Source organism: Dellaglioa sp. CoH-56-MRSF-14, from assembly GCF_056782115.1.
In genome coordinates this window covers 229,784-242,806 of record NZ_JBXAYB010000002.1, presented here as the reverse complement: position 1 = coordinate 242,806, position 13,023 = coordinate 229,784, and the positions used below count along the sequence as shown (strand labels likewise).

The following is a 13,023-nucleotide window of genomic DNA, read 5'->3' as shown; positions in this document are numbered from 1 at the left end:
AAATACTGGTACTTGTCAATGGAAATTGGTAGAACTCTTATAAATTATCAAAAACATGAATGAAAGTTTTGATGAAATGTTCTATAATAAGAAAGTAATAGACATAAATGGAGATAAAGACTATTTAATTATGAATAAAGAGGTTGAAAAATGGTTGATTCTAATGATCCACGGGTAAAGAGAACAAGACAAAATTTAAAAAAATCATTAGTTGTACTCATGAAACATTACAAAGTTGAAAATATTAGCGTTCAAAAGATTACTCAGGAAGCAAATGTCACTCGAGGAACATTCTATCTGCATTATCATGACAAACAAGATTTTATTAATCGGGCAATGGATGAAATTTTAGATGACTTTTTTGATTACATTATGATTATGTCAAAACAATCACCAGATAAAGCGTACGTTTATTCGAAACCAGTTGAAGTTTGTTGTTTAAATCGGGTGTTTAACTACTTACAAGATGAATCAATGATGTTTGGCGTACTTTTAAATAGTCAAGAAGATGTCGCTTTTTCTGATAAAGTATATGATAGACTAGTTATCTACTTAAATAACTTTAGAGAACAGTTAGCAGGCGATTTTGAAGTATCTAAGATACCAAACGAGTTACAAGTATCCTATGTTGCATCAGCGCACCTAGGCTTCATTAAACGTTGGTTACGAGACGATATGATCTACACACCGCACTACGTTGCTAAGGTTTTAAAAGAAATTACTGGCGTTGATACAAGTAACGGAGTCAATTTAACAAACTTTTTTGTTGAAAATGATGGATAACGTTGACTTAAGAAGTTACATTTGATATTATAATAACGTTGTATTTGTGAACACCACAACTGCAACCGCACGTTTTAAGTTTTTAAGCGTCAGGTTGTCTAAATCTGATCACTAAATTACGGCGAGTCTAAGTAATCTATAAGGAGGTGTAATACACATGTACGCAATTATTAAAACAGGTGGCAAACAACTTAAAGTTGAAGCCGGAGAAGCTATTTACATTGAAAAATTATCAGCAGAAGCTGGTGAAAAAGTTACATTTGATGAAATTGTTTTAGTTGGTGGCGAAAAAACCGTTATTGGTGCTCCTTTTGTTAAAGGTGCTACAGTAACTGGTACTGTTGAAAAACAAGGCCGTGAAAAGAAAGTTGTTACTTTCAAATACAAACCTAAGAAACATTCTCATACAAAACAAGGTCATCGTCAACCATATACTAAGGTTGTTATCGATGCTATTAACGCATAATTTTGAAAGTAGGCTACTAGTATGATACGTGCAGTTATTTCTCGGAGAGATGCCAAAATCATCGATGCGTTTGAAATAACAGGGCATGCTGATTCTGGTGAATATGGTCAAGATATTGTGTGTGCTGCGGTTTCGGTATTGACTATCAATACAGTTAATAGTTTGACCGAACTTGCTAAACTTAATCCTGATGTTGAGATGGATGAAGATAATGGTGGATTAATGAAAGTTAAACTATCAGAATCTGAGTTAAACGATGCTACAGGACAGTTATTTTTAGAAAGTTTAGTTTTAGGACTACAGTCAATTGAGCAAAACTATCAAGATTACATTAAATTAACACTTAAATAATAAGACTATAACAAGGAGGTGCATTGATTATGTTAATGAATTTACAATTTTTCTCACATAAAAAAGGTGGGGGTTCTACTTCTAATGGCCGTGATTCTGTCGGTAGACGTTTAGGCTCAAAAAGAGCTGACGGACAAGAAGTAACAGGTGGTTCAATTCTTTATCGTCAACGTGGAACACGTATTTATCCTGGTGTTAACGTTGGTAAAGGTGGAGATGATACTTTGTTTGCTAAAGTCGATGGTATCGTTCGCTTCGAACGTAAAGGCCGCGATAAGAAACAAGTCTCTGTATACCCTGTAGCTGAATAATAATAACTCAAAGGAAACCTCTTCATTTTATGATAGAGATTTCCTTTTTTTGTACATAAAAGGAGTGTTTAAATGAATTTTGATAGAATTAAACAATTACAATCAACTTTTGAGAAACTCTCGATTGATGCATTTCTAGTGACGGATACGACAAACATATTTTATTTAAGTGGTTTTGAAGGTGATGGTGTATTGTTAATTACTGATACACAACAATTTTTAATCACTGACCTAAGATTTGAATTGGCACTAGAAAATCATGATAAAAAATTAGAAATAAAATTTACGCGTGATTATCTGGGTGCTGTATCTGACATAATTAGTGAAAAAGGATTAACAGTTATGGGATTTGAATCATCAATATCATTTTTAGAGTATGATCAATTAGATGAAATCCTTGTTAGTGATTTGGTGCCATTTACTAATATTGTTGACGAATTACGACGTGTTAAAGATAAGGATGAGCAGATAAAATTAATAAAAGCAGGAAAATTAGCTGATGAAGCTTTCAATTATATTGTGTCGACGATTGAAGTTGGTCAAACAGAAATTGAAATTGCTAATCGGCTAGATAGTTATATCAAAAATTTAGGTACTATGAGTGAATCTTTTGAAACAATTGTAGCAAGCGGTATTCATTCAACATGGCCACATGCAACGGTTTCAAAACGAAAGATTCAAGACCAGGATCTGATTACGATAGATTTTGGCTATTATTACGAGAACTATACATTTGATGTCACAAGGACCATCGCCGTGGGATCGATATCTGATGAATTAAAACATATCTACGAGTCTGTTTTAACGACACAAGAACGAGTGATTTCATTAATTAAACCGGGAATAAAATTAAGTGAATTAGCTAGAGTTGCTAATGAAACAATCGCCGATGCAGGATATGGTAAATATTTTAATCATGGGATTGGGCATGGAATTGGCCTATCAATTCATGAATTACCTAATATTAAATTGGATGATTCAAACAGTGTTTTGCAAGCAGGCGACGTCATTACAATTGAACCAGGGATTTATGTACCAAACCTTAGTGGGGTTCGAATTGAGGATGATATTTTAGTGACTGAGAATGGCTATCAAATGTTAACGAATTCTTCTAAAAAATTAATGATAATATAGACTTTAACTTGCTTTTATATGTCCATTATTGCTATTATTAGAACTATGAGATACACGAGATAGTAGGAGGAATATTATATTATGATGTCCGTTAATGAATTTAAAAATGGTGTTACAATCGAAGTTGATGGTGATTTATGGCGTGTTGTTGAATTTCAACATGTTAAACCGGGTAAAGGTTCTGCTTTTGTTCGATCAAAACTAAAGAATCTCCGTACAGGTGCTGCTCAAGAAAAAACATTCCGTGCTGGTGAAAAAGTTCAAAAAGCACAAATTGATAATAAAAAAATGCAATATCTTTATGCTGATGGTAACAACTATGTATTTATGGATATGGATACATATGAACAATTAGAATTACCAGAAGAACGCGTGCATGAACAATTAAATTATTTGAAAGAAAACTTAATTGTTAATGTTATTATGTTTGGCACTGAAACACTTGGTGTTGACGTTCCTAATACAGTTGAATTAAAAGTAGCATCAACTGAAGCGGGTATTAAAGGTAATACACAATCTGGTGGAACTAAACCTGCTGTTCTTGAAACAGGATTAGTTGTACAAGTGCCATTCTTCGTTAATGAAGATGAAATGTTAATTATTAATACACAAGATGGCACATATATTTCCAGAGCACAATAAATCGACGGAGGTTAAACTTATGGCTGAAGAAACAAATATTGTTTTAAAAAGTACTGAACCTTCTTTGGGTGACATTAAGATTGCACCTGAAGTTATTGAAATTATTGTTGGAATTGCTGCTAACCAAATTGATGGTGTTTACTCAATGCGTGGGACAATTGCTAAAAATTTAACTGAATTATTTGGCCGTAAAAAGTCACTGGGTAAGGGTGTTAAACTTGATTTAACAGATGACCAGTTGAATATTGATGTTTTTGTTTACCTTGATTACGGTGTATCTGTTCCTAAGGTTGCATTAGTGATGCAAGAAAAGATTAAACAACAATTACTATTTATGACAGGTTTAGAAATTATTGAAGTAAATGTTCATGTTGAAGGGGTTATTCCTGAAAAGGAAGCCGATAAGATAGATACTGACGATTTATTTTCAGAAAAAGATGGTGAAAATTAGTGAGTGTAATAGTAACTAGACATACGATTCGCGAAAAAGCATTTCAAGCATTATTTGCGTTAAATTCTAACCCAGATGGTGATAGAGAGGCTATTTATCGTGAATTGTTAGAAGTTCCTGATGAAGAGTCGGCTGTAATTCCACCTTATTTAGAAGCATTAGTTTCAGGTGTTAGTGATAAACAAGCTGAGATAGATTCTGTTATTGAAGAAAATCTAACATCACGCTGGAAACTATCACGCTTAAACAATACGGATTTAATTATTTTGAGATTAGCTATTTACGAAATGAAATACGTAGATGATGTTCCTGCTAAGGTAGCATTGAATGAAGCTTTAGAAATTGCTAAAGAATTTAGTGATGATGAATCAAGAAAATTTGTTAATGGTGTGTTAGATCCAGTTGTTGAAAAAATGCCTGTTGATATTGAAAAAACAAATGAATAATAATGATTGAGAAGTGTTGCATTTTTTGCGACACTTTTTTTTTAGAAATGAATACCTTAAATATGATAAAATGTAAGAAGTAAAAATGGAATAGAGGTGCTAAATTATGGCTAAATTAATTGATGGTAAAAAATTGGCACAAATAACGACGGATAATTTAAAATCTGAGATAGAAGCTTTAAAGAAAAAGAATGTCTTTCCTACATTAGCTGTTATTGTAGTTGGAGAAAATCCAGCAAGTAAAATATATGTTAAGAATAAGCATCGAATTGCTGAATCTATTGGGATAAAATCGATTGTTAAAAGATTACCTGATACGATATCAGAAAAAGAGTTGCTAAATCTCATTAATGACTATAATGATAATTCAGATATTAATGGCATATTAGTACAGTTACCTTTACCGAACCAAATTGATGAAAAAAAGATAACCGAAGCTATTAAACCAGAAAAAGATGTTGATGGATTTCATCCGATAAATATTGGACGATTAGCCATGAATGATCCACTAGCAATTCCATGTACACCACTGGGAATTATGAGAATGTTTAACGCATACAATATTGATTTAGACGGTAAAAATGCAGTTGTTGTTGGCCGCAGTAATATTGTGGGTAAACCAATGGCGGCGTTACTTTTAAACGCTAATGCAACAGTAACGATAACGCATAGTCATACGGAAAATTTATCAGAGATAACTAAACAGGCTGATATTTTAGTCGTTGCAATTGGTCAAGCAAACTTTATTAAAAAAACCGATGTGAAACAAGGTGCTGTAGTCATCGATGTCGGGATGAACCGCTTAGATAGTGGTAAGTTAGCGGGAGATGTCGATAAGGAAGTTGCAGAGGTTGCAGGATATCTGACACCAGTACCAAAAGGGGTTGGACCTATGACGATTGCAATGTTGATGGAACAAACAATTGAATTAACAAAACGGAGTGTTGGCATTGAATAAAGATAATTATTTATCAGTTACATCATTAACAACATATTTGAAGAAAAAATTTGATGCTGATCCTTATCTTGGGACCGTTTATTTAACTGGCGAAATTTCAAATTTAAGACCTCGACCTAATGCGCATCAATATTTTAGTTTAAAAGATGATCATGCTAAAATTAGCGCAATTATGTTCCGTTCAGCTTTTGATAAAATAAAATTTAAACCAGAAGATGGCATGAAAGTTTTAGTTATGGGCCGTATATCTTTATATGAAGCGACAGGTAACTATCAAATATATATTGAGCGAATGGAACCTGATGGTGTTGGTGCGTTATATCAAGCCTATGAGCAGTTAAAAAATAAGCTACAAGCTGAAGGATTATTTTCAGCACCAAAACAGGCATTGGTTAAATATCCTAAACGAATTGCTGTGATTACAAGTCCTTCAGGGGCTGTCATTAAAGATATTATGACAACCGTTAAAAGACGTTACCCGATTGCTCAATTAGTTTTATTTCCTGCGATTGTACAAGGTGACAAAGCAGCTAATGATTTAGTTAAGCGGTTAAAACAAATTAACGAATTAGGCCATTTTGACACGATTATTATTGGTCGAGGCGGTGGCTCAATTGAAGATTTATGGCCATTTAATGAAGAATCTGTTGCAAGGGAAATATTTGCTAGCCAGATTCCAATTATTTCTTCAGTTGGACATGAGACAGACACAACCATTGCTGATTTAGTGGCCGATGTTCGGGCAGCAACGCCAACAGCAGCAGCAGAATTAGCTGTCCCTGTTTACGCCGATGAATTAATTAAGATTAATCAATTAAAATTGAGACTATTACAAGTAACACAAAATATTTTAAGTTTAAGAAGACAACAATTAGATAAGATTCAACAATCATATGTTTTTCAACAACCTAATCGGTTATATGAGGGTTACCTTCAAAACTTAGACAATTTAGCACAACGCTTAATGCAAGTAACAAAACAAATTATCACAATTAAGAAACAACAATTTGAACAAGCTAATGGTCAGTTGCGCTATCAAAATCCGCAACAATTGGTTAGTCAACTGCAAGATCAAGTAAAACAACAAAACAAACAGTTACATCAATTAATGACCTACTTACTTGAAACAAAGAAACAACAGGTTGGCGAAAAAATAAATGCGCTTGATTTATTAAGTCCATTGAAGATTATGGGACGAGGATACAGTTACGTATCTATGGAAGATAAAATTATTAAAAGTATTAATTCAGTGAATATAGATGATAACGTCGTGTTACACCTTACAGATGGTAAAGCATATGCAAAAATTGAAAAAGTTGAAAAAGGAGAATAAAAAATGGCTGAAAAAAAAGCGACATTTGAAGATAACTTAGTAGAACTTGAAAAAATTGTAACAGAACTAGAACAAGGTGATGTTCCTTTAGAAAAAGCATTAACCCAATTTCAAAACGGTGTTAAGTTGAGCTCAAAATTGCAAAAAACATTGGAAAATGCTGAAAAAACATTAACCAGTGTCATGAATGATTCTGGTGAAGAAGTGCCATTCGAACAAGGCTTAGAAAATGAGTAACTTAACTAAATTTTCTGATATCGTATTACCAGAATTTAATCAAATTATGTTGAATCAATTACAGGCTTTAGACACTGAAAAAAAGTTAAAAGAATCGATGACTTATTCAGTTGAAGCGGGTGGTAAACGTATTAGACCACTAATCATTTTTGTTATTTGTCAAATGCTTAATCGTAAACTTGATAAGTCAGTTTATTCTATTGCTGGTGCATTAGAATTAATTCATACCTATTCATTAATTCATGATGATTTGCCTGCGATGGATGATGATAATTTAAGACGTGGTAAACCAACAAACCATATTATTTTTGGTGAAAGCATGGCAATTTTAGCTGGTGATGCACTAAATACATTAGCCTTTGAATGGATCAGTAACGCAGAGTTGCCTGATTCACAAAAGGTATTACTAATGGGTCAACTAGCTAGGTTAGCTGGCCCAGAGGGAATGGTTGGCGGTCAAGTTGCCGATATTGAAGGTGAACAAAAAGAGTTATCATTAGCGCAGTTGAAACAGGTGCATAAGCGTAAAACGGGTGATTTAATTGAATTTTCAGTTTACGCAGGTAGCATACTTGGAAAAGCGACTGACCAACAGCACGTAGCGTTTATGGCATATGGACGTCATTTTGGGTTAGCTTTTCAAATCTATGATGATATTATGGATGTCGTTGGGACATCTGAAGAGATGGGCAAGGCTGTTCATAAAGACAATCAAGAAAATAAAAATACGTATCCTGGACTAATGGGAATTGATCAAGCTTATAGGATGCTCGAAGAAGTAACCAATCAAGCTAAAGATGCTATTCAAACGCTTAAGCAAACAGGGTTGGAGACAGAGTATTTGGAAGAATTGTTACATTACTTTAAATTAAAAAATTAGGAGTCACTATGAAAAAAGAGCGCATTGATGTTTTATTAGTTAAACAAGGGTTATTTGAAACTCGTGAACAGGCCAAACGTGCAGTTATGGCTGGTGAAATTCTGGGTGAGAATGAAGAACGATTGGATAAACCAGGTGTTAAAATTTCTGAAGAAACTGTGCTTCATTTTAAAGGTAAAAAATTACCTTATGTGAGCCGCGGTGGACTTAAATTAGAAAAAGCCCTTAAAGTATTTGATGCAACCGTTCAGGATAAAACGGTCTTAGACATTGGATCATCAACCGGTGGCTTTACCGATGTTGCTTTACAAAATGGCGCAAAATTAAGTTATGCGTTAGATGTTGGTACCAATCAATTAGTTTGGAAATTACGACAAGATCCAAGAGTTGTTGTGATGGAAAATACTAACTTCAGATATAGTAAAAAAGAAGATTTTGAATTTGGACAACCCAATTTTGCAACAATAGATGTATCGTTTATTTCATTACATCTTATTTTACCTGCATTAAAGAAAATTATTACTGAAAATGGGGATGTTGTGGCATTAATAAAACCCCAATTTGAAGCAGGAAAAGAAAATGTTGGAAAACATGGTATTGTACGAGATGAAAAGATTCATCGTCAAGTGCTCGAAGACATTGTTCAATTTTCTATTTCCACTGGATTTAATGTTGCGGATTTAAGCTACTCACCAATTAAGGGTGGCGAAGGTAATATTGAATTTTTAATTCATTTAAAGTCTGCGATAAATGAAATTGGCGAGATTTCGGATAAGGTTAGTATCGATGGCGTATTAACTGCTGCATACGATAACCTGAATGCCGTTAAATAAGGATTTAAAGTGAAGTTCTTTAATAATAATTGAAATTACGTTATACTAACTCTATGGGTGGTAGAGGTTATCGGGTGAGGGGGACTTTAATGAAAAAGCAAGAACGGCAACGTTATGTTCGTGAATTATTGAAGAACAATAATATTGATAAGCAGGAAGATTTTGTGAGTTTGCTTAAAAAACAAGGGATTACAGTCACACAAGCAACTATTTCTAGAGATATTAAAGAAATGCAATTAATTAAAGTGCCATCTGCTGATGGAACTTACAGTTATAATTTACCTGTTCAAAAAAAATTGAATACAGAAAAAAAATTAACTAAAACGTTAAAAGATGCTTTTATATCAACTGATGTTCAAAATGAAATGTGTCTCGTTAAGGTGACGCCAGGAAGTGGTCCAGCAATCGTATCTTTAATTGAACAAATGAATTATTCATTTGTTTTTGGTACTTTAGGCGGAGATGGATCAGCTCTAATTATCTGTCACTCGAACAAAGATGCGTTAAAGTTAAGTAAAATTTTAAATGAGATTGTAACTGAATAGATAGAAATAAAATCTGTGACATTTGTTTCAGATTTTTTCTATTAAAGGGGTGAAAAAAATGTTACAAGAATTGACAATAAAAGATTTTGCCATTATTGATTCTTTGAATATCGATTTCATGGCTAATATGACAGTTTTAACAGGTGAAACTGGTGCGGGTAAATCCATTATCATTGATGCTTTGGGCCTCTTATCAGGTGGTAGAGGGTCCCAAGAATTTATTAGAAAAGATGCAAAAAAAATGGTGCTACAAGGACTCTTTATGCCAACTGAAAACTCAAATACGTTAACGAAGTTGGACCAATTAGGTATTGGCCATGATGATAACTCTGTGATTTTACAACGTGAAATACATAGATCTGGTAAAAATATTTGTCGCATAAACGGTATGTTGGTTAACACGAGTACACTAAAATCAATTGGTGAAACGTTAGTTGATATTCATGGCCAAAATGAACATCAAGAATTAATGCAACAGGATAAGCATTTGGGCATGTTAGATGAATATATTAAAAATGATATTCAAACACTGAAGCATAGTTATCAAGAAGCATTTGAATACTATCAAAACCTAAATAAGTTACAAATAAAAAGACAAACAAATCAAAACGAATGGGCACAACGATTAGATATGTTACATTTTCAAAAAGATGAAATTGAAAGTGCAGATTTAATTGAAAATGAAGAAGACATATTAAGCGCTGAAAAAGAACGTCTAGAAAATTTTCAAACTATTAATCAGTCACTGGATGCAAGTTACCAAGCGTTATCGGGTGATGATGAAAATACAGTTGACCATGTTGGTGTTGCAATGTCTAACATGCTAAAAATTGATAATTTAGATAGTGAATATAAAGACTTAGCAGAACGGTTGTCGTCAGCCTATTATATGCTGCAGGATGCATCTAGTGACCTATTGCGTCAGTTAGACTCCCTGGAATGGGATGAGCAACGATTAAATGAGATTGAAAATAGGCTTGAATTAATTGTACAATTAAAACACAAATATGGTGATTCTGTTGAAAAAATATTAGCTTATTTGAGTCTTATATCTGAAGAATTAATTGAAATGGAAGCAACTGAAGGTAATGCAGATGATTTAGATAATCAAGTTAATTTAGCTAGAAAAGAAGCCCATAAATTGGCTGATAAATTAACTAATGTTCGAAAAAAAGCAGCCATCATTCTACAAAAAGAAGTGCATAAACAGTTAAGTGAGTTGTATATGGACAAAGCCGTTTTTGAAGTTAAATTTGATTCACTCAATCAGTTAAATAGTACCGGACAAGATAAAGTTGAATTTTATATTCAAACAAATGTTGGGGAAACAATGGGGCCATTAGCTAAGATTGCTTCTGGTGGTGAACTTTCTCGAATGATGTTAGCGTTAAAGACAATTTTTTCTAGGACGCAAGGTGTCACAAGTATTATATTTGATGAAGTTGATACAGGAGTTAGTGGACGTGTTGCCCAGGCAATTGCTGAAAAAATTAATCAAATTGCCCAACAATCACAAGTTCTATGTATCACACATTTGCCACAGGTTGCTGCAATTAGCGAGCACCATTACTTTATAGCTAAAGAAGTGATTTGTGAACGTACAGAAACATCTATTAAATTGTTATCTAAGGAAGATCGTATTCAAGAAATTGCTCGAATGCTTGCCGGTTCTGAGATTACACCTTTAACTGTTAAACATGCTGAAGAATTACTAAATACGGCACAAAAAAAATAATTAAAACCAAGGTACTACTATGAATAGATGATTGGTTAGTTATAAAAAAGGAGAGTACTAATATGCTTAAGTTTGATAAAATATCAAAAATTTATAAAGGTAATAAAGCTGTAGATAATTTTAATTTGGAAGTTCAAGATGGTGAATTCATTTGTTTCATCGGAACATCTGGTTCAGGTAAAACAACTACTATGAGAATGATTAACCGTATGTTGACACAAACAGAAGGTACAATCACTATTGATGGTAAAGATATAGCCAAAATGGATCCCGTTAAATTACGTCGTAAAATCGGATATGTTATTCAAAATATTGGTTTAATGCCACATATGACTATTCGTGAAAATATTACATTAGTACCAAAATTATTAAAATGGCCTGAAGAAAAAAGAGATGAACGCGCTAAAGAAATGATTAAATTAGTTGAACTACCAGAATCATATTTAGACCGTTACCCATCTGAACTTTCTGGTGGGCAACAACAAAGAATCGGAGTTGTCAGAGCTTTAGCTGCTGATCAAGATATTATCTTGATGGATGAACCTTTTGGTGCGCTTGATCCTATTACTAGAGAAGCTTTACAAGATTTAGTTAAAGATTTACAAGAACGTTTAGGTAAGACATTCGTTTTTGTTACTCATGATATGGATGAAGCTTTAAAATTAGCAACACGAATTGTTGTTATGTCTGAAGGAAAGATTGTTCAAGCAGATACACCCGATAATATTTTGAAAAATCCAGCAAATAAATTTGTTGAAAACTTGATTGGTCAAGATAGACTTATCCAAGCTCGTCCAAGTATTACAACTGTTGGTCAAGTTATGTTAGCTAACCCAGTTTCAATTACACCAGGTAAGTCATTAGTAACAGCTATTCGTTTAATGCATGATCGTCGAGTTGATACGTTGTTAGTTACTGATGATGCTGGTATTTTAAAGGGTTATATTGATATTGAAAGCTTAGATTATAGTTTCAATACATCAAGTAGTGTCAGCGATATTATGAACAAAGATATTTTCTATGTTAAAGAAGATTCATTAGTTCGTGATACTGTTGAACGTATTTTAAAACGTGGATTTAAAAATGTACCTGTTATTAATAAAGATGGTATATTAGTCGGAATTGTAACCCGCGCTACCCTAGTTGATATTGTTTATGATGCACTTTGGGGTGATGAAAATAGTGCTTCTCATGAAGAAGTAACTAAAATAATGACGTCAGACTCAGGTACAGATACCGATGAAACTAGCCCAAGTTCAACGAAGGAGGGTTAATAATGACTTCATTTTTACAAGAATATGGGGCAATGATTGTCTCAAAATTATGGGAACATATTGAAATTTCAGGAATGGCATTATTTTTTGGAGTAGCAATAGCTGTTCCTTTAGGAATTTTACTAACAAGATTACCTAAGACAGCCAATATTGTAATTGCAATTGCTAGTATGTTGCAAACAATTCCTGCTTTAGCTTTACTAGCCATGATGATTCCTTTATTTGGGATTGGTAAGTTACCAGCTGTTGTAGCATTATTTATCTATTCGTTGTTACCAATATTAAGAAATACGTATATTGGTATTAAAGAAGTGGATCCAGTGTTAAAAGACGCTGCTAAAGGGATGGGTATGACTAATTTGCAGTCGATTCTGCAAGTTGAATTAGTTATGGCATCTCAGGTTATTATGTCTGGAATTCGTTTAGCTGCAACTTATGTAATTGCTTGGGCAACATTAGCTTCATATATTGGTGCTGGTGGCTTAGGGGATATGATTTTTAATGGATTAAATTTGTATCAACCAAAATTAATTTTAGGCGGTACAATTCCAGTTATCTTATTAGCCTTACTAGTTGATTTTATACTTGGACAGGTTGAAAAAAAGGTAGCACCAAAAACAACAAGAAATTAAGGAGGCTTTAAC

17 protein-coding genes and 1 other annotated feature are annotated in these 13,023 nt (G+C 33.3%); all 17 genes read left to right on the top strand.

Features of this window, described 5'->3' with window-relative positions; genetic code table 11:
• Positions 1 to 150 precede the first annotated feature (150 nt).
• The 17 genes from AC1RPX_RS02985 (at position 151) to AC1RPX_RS02905 (ending at position 13,011) form a co-directional block, all read left to right on the top strand.
• Entirely contained in the window at positions 151 to 783 is a 633-nt protein-coding gene (locus AC1RPX_RS02985) for a TetR/AcrR family transcriptional regulator (RefSeq protein ID WP_409022635.1), read from the top strand.
• Between the two features lie 53 nt (positions 784 to 836).
• Positions 837 to 922 (top strand) — a sequence feature (ribosomal protein L21 leader region).
• 18 nt (positions 923 to 940) lie between these two features.
• On the top strand, positions 941 to 1,249 hold the full coding sequence (gene rplU, locus AC1RPX_RS02980; RefSeq protein WP_409022634.1) for a 50S ribosomal protein L21: 309 nt from the start codon (positions 941 to 943) through the stop codon (positions 1,247 to 1,249).
• 21 nt (positions 1,250 to 1,270) lie between these two features.
• Positions 1,271 to 1,600, top strand: a complete 330-nt coding sequence (locus tag AC1RPX_RS02975; protein ID WP_409022633.1) for a ribosomal-processing cysteine protease Prp — start codon at positions 1,271 to 1,273, stop codon at positions 1,598 to 1,600.
• A 23-nt stretch (positions 1,601 to 1,623) separates the two neighbouring features.
• Positions 1,624 to 1,911: a 50S ribosomal protein L27 gene (rpmA, locus tag AC1RPX_RS02970; RefSeq protein ID WP_083478911.1), complete on the top strand. Its 288-nt coding sequence runs from the start codon at positions 1,624 to 1,626 to the stop codon at positions 1,909 to 1,911.
• 72 nt (positions 1,912 to 1,983) lie between these two features.
• Entirely contained in the window at positions 1,984 to 3,045 is a 1,062-nt protein-coding gene (locus AC1RPX_RS02965) for a M24 family metallopeptidase (RefSeq protein ID WP_481761243.1), read from the top strand.
• A gap of 81 nt (positions 3,046 to 3,126) precedes the next feature.
• Complete coding sequence (efp, locus tag AC1RPX_RS02960) at positions 3,127 to 3,687, top strand: elongation factor P (protein WP_409022631.1); 561 nt, start codon at positions 3,127 to 3,129, stop codon at positions 3,685 to 3,687.
• A 19-nt stretch (positions 3,688 to 3,706) separates the two neighbouring features.
• Positions 3,707 to 4,138: an Asp23/Gls24 family envelope stress response protein gene (locus AC1RPX_RS02955; RefSeq protein ID WP_409022630.1), complete on the top strand. Its 432-nt coding sequence runs from the start codon at positions 3,707 to 3,709 to the stop codon at positions 4,136 to 4,138.
• A gap of 8 nt (positions 4,139 to 4,146) precedes the next feature.
• A complete protein-coding gene (gene nusB / locus AC1RPX_RS02950) occupies positions 4,147 to 4,584 on the top strand; it encodes a transcription antitermination factor NusB (protein WP_409022798.1) in 438 nt (145 codons plus the stop codon).
• A 106-nt stretch (positions 4,585 to 4,690) separates the two neighbouring features.
• On the top strand, positions 4,691 to 5,542 hold the full coding sequence (gene folD / locus AC1RPX_RS02945) for a bifunctional methylenetetrahydrofolate dehydrogenase/methenyltetrahydrofolate cyclohydrolase FolD (RefSeq protein ID WP_481761244.1): 852 nt from the start codon (positions 4,691 to 4,693) through the stop codon (positions 5,540 to 5,542).
• Positions 5,535 to 6,875, top strand: a complete 1,341-nt coding sequence (gene xseA / locus AC1RPX_RS02940; RefSeq protein ID WP_481761245.1) for an exodeoxyribonuclease VII large subunit — start codon at positions 5,535 to 5,537, stop codon at positions 6,873 to 6,875. The genes folD and xseA overlap by 8 nt, the downstream gene beginning before the upstream one ends.
• 3 nt (positions 6,876 to 6,878) lie before the next feature.
• Positions 6,879 to 7,112: an exodeoxyribonuclease VII small subunit gene (locus tag AC1RPX_RS02935; protein ID WP_409022627.1), complete on the top strand. Its 234-nt coding sequence runs from the start codon at positions 6,879 to 6,881 to the stop codon at positions 7,110 to 7,112.
• Entirely contained in the window at positions 7,105 to 7,992 is an 888-nt protein-coding gene (locus AC1RPX_RS02930; protein WP_481761246.1) for a polyprenyl synthetase family protein, read from the top strand. The genes AC1RPX_RS02935 and AC1RPX_RS02930 overlap by 8 nt, the downstream gene beginning before the upstream one ends.
• Positions 7,993 to 8,000: 8 nt before the next feature.
• Complete coding sequence (locus AC1RPX_RS02925; protein ID WP_481761247.1) at positions 8,001 to 8,825, top strand: TlyA family RNA methyltransferase; 825 nt, start codon at positions 8,001 to 8,003, stop codon at positions 8,823 to 8,825.
• Between the two features lie 89 nt (positions 8,826 to 8,914).
• Positions 8,915 to 9,370, top strand: a complete 456-nt coding sequence (locus AC1RPX_RS02920) for an arginine repressor (RefSeq protein ID WP_481761248.1) — start codon at positions 8,915 to 8,917, stop codon at positions 9,368 to 9,370.
• 58 nt (positions 9,371 to 9,428) lie between these two features.
• Positions 9,429 to 11,105: a DNA repair protein RecN gene (gene recN / locus AC1RPX_RS02915; protein WP_481761249.1), complete on the top strand. Its 1,677-nt coding sequence runs from the start codon at positions 9,429 to 9,431 to the stop codon at positions 11,103 to 11,105.
• Between the two features lie 62 nt (positions 11,106 to 11,167).
• Positions 11,168 to 12,379: a betaine/proline/choline family ABC transporter ATP-binding protein gene (locus AC1RPX_RS02910; RefSeq protein WP_481761250.1), complete on the top strand. Its 1,212-nt coding sequence runs from the start codon at positions 11,168 to 11,170 to the stop codon at positions 12,377 to 12,379.
• A gap of 2 nt (positions 12,380 to 12,381) precedes the next feature.
• Positions 12,382 to 13,011: an ABC transporter permease gene (locus AC1RPX_RS02905; RefSeq protein ID WP_481761251.1), complete on the top strand. Its 630-nt coding sequence runs from the start codon at positions 12,382 to 12,384 to the stop codon at positions 13,009 to 13,011.
• The last annotated feature ends 12 nt before the right edge of the window (positions 13,012 to 13,023 follow it).

Bases quoted from the DNA above. Each gene is read 5' to 3' on its own strand.
- AC1RPX_RS02965 (WP_481761243.1), top strand. From the start codon at position 1,984: ATGAATTTTGATAGAATTAAACAATTACAATCAACTTTTGAGAAACTC.
- AC1RPX_RS02985 (WP_409022635.1), top strand. From the start codon at position 151: ATGGTTGATTCTAATGATCCACGGGTAAAGAGAACAAGACAAAATTTA.
- efp (WP_409022631.1), top strand. From the start codon at position 3,127: ATGATGTCCGTTAATGAATTTAAAAATGGTGTTACAATCGAAGTTGAT.
- AC1RPX_RS02910 (WP_481761250.1), top strand. From the start codon at position 11,168: ATGCTTAAGTTTGATAAAATATCAAAAATTTATAAAGGTAATAAAGCT.
- AC1RPX_RS02930 (WP_481761246.1), top strand. From the start codon at position 7,105: ATGAGTAACTTAACTAAATTTTCTGATATCGTATTACCAGAATTTAAT.
- AC1RPX_RS02925 (WP_481761247.1), top strand. From the start codon at position 8,001: ATGAAAAAAGAGCGCATTGATGTTTTATTAGTTAAACAAGGGTTATTT.
- AC1RPX_RS02920 (WP_481761248.1), top strand. From the start codon at position 8,915: ATGAAAAAGCAAGAACGGCAACGTTATGTTCGTGAATTATTGAAGAAC.
- folD (WP_481761244.1), top strand. From the start codon at position 4,691: ATGGCTAAATTAATTGATGGTAAAAAATTGGCACAAATAACGACGGAT.
- AC1RPX_RS02905 (WP_481761251.1), top strand. From the start codon at position 12,382: ATGACTTCATTTTTACAAGAATATGGGGCAATGATTGTCTCAAAATTA.
- AC1RPX_RS02955 (WP_409022630.1), top strand. From the start codon at position 3,707: ATGGCTGAAGAAACAAATATTGTTTTAAAAAGTACTGAACCTTCTTTG.
- AC1RPX_RS02935 (WP_409022627.1), top strand. From the start codon at position 6,879: ATGGCTGAAAAAAAAGCGACATTTGAAGATAACTTAGTAGAACTTGAA.
- rplU (WP_409022634.1), top strand. From the start codon at position 941: ATGTACGCAATTATTAAAACAGGTGGCAAACAACTTAAAGTTGAAGCC.
- AC1RPX_RS02975 (WP_409022633.1), top strand. From the start codon at position 1,271: ATGATACGTGCAGTTATTTCTCGGAGAGATGCCAAAATCATCGATGCG.
- recN (WP_481761249.1), top strand. From the start codon at position 9,429: ATGTTACAAGAATTGACAATAAAAGATTTTGCCATTATTGATTCTTTG.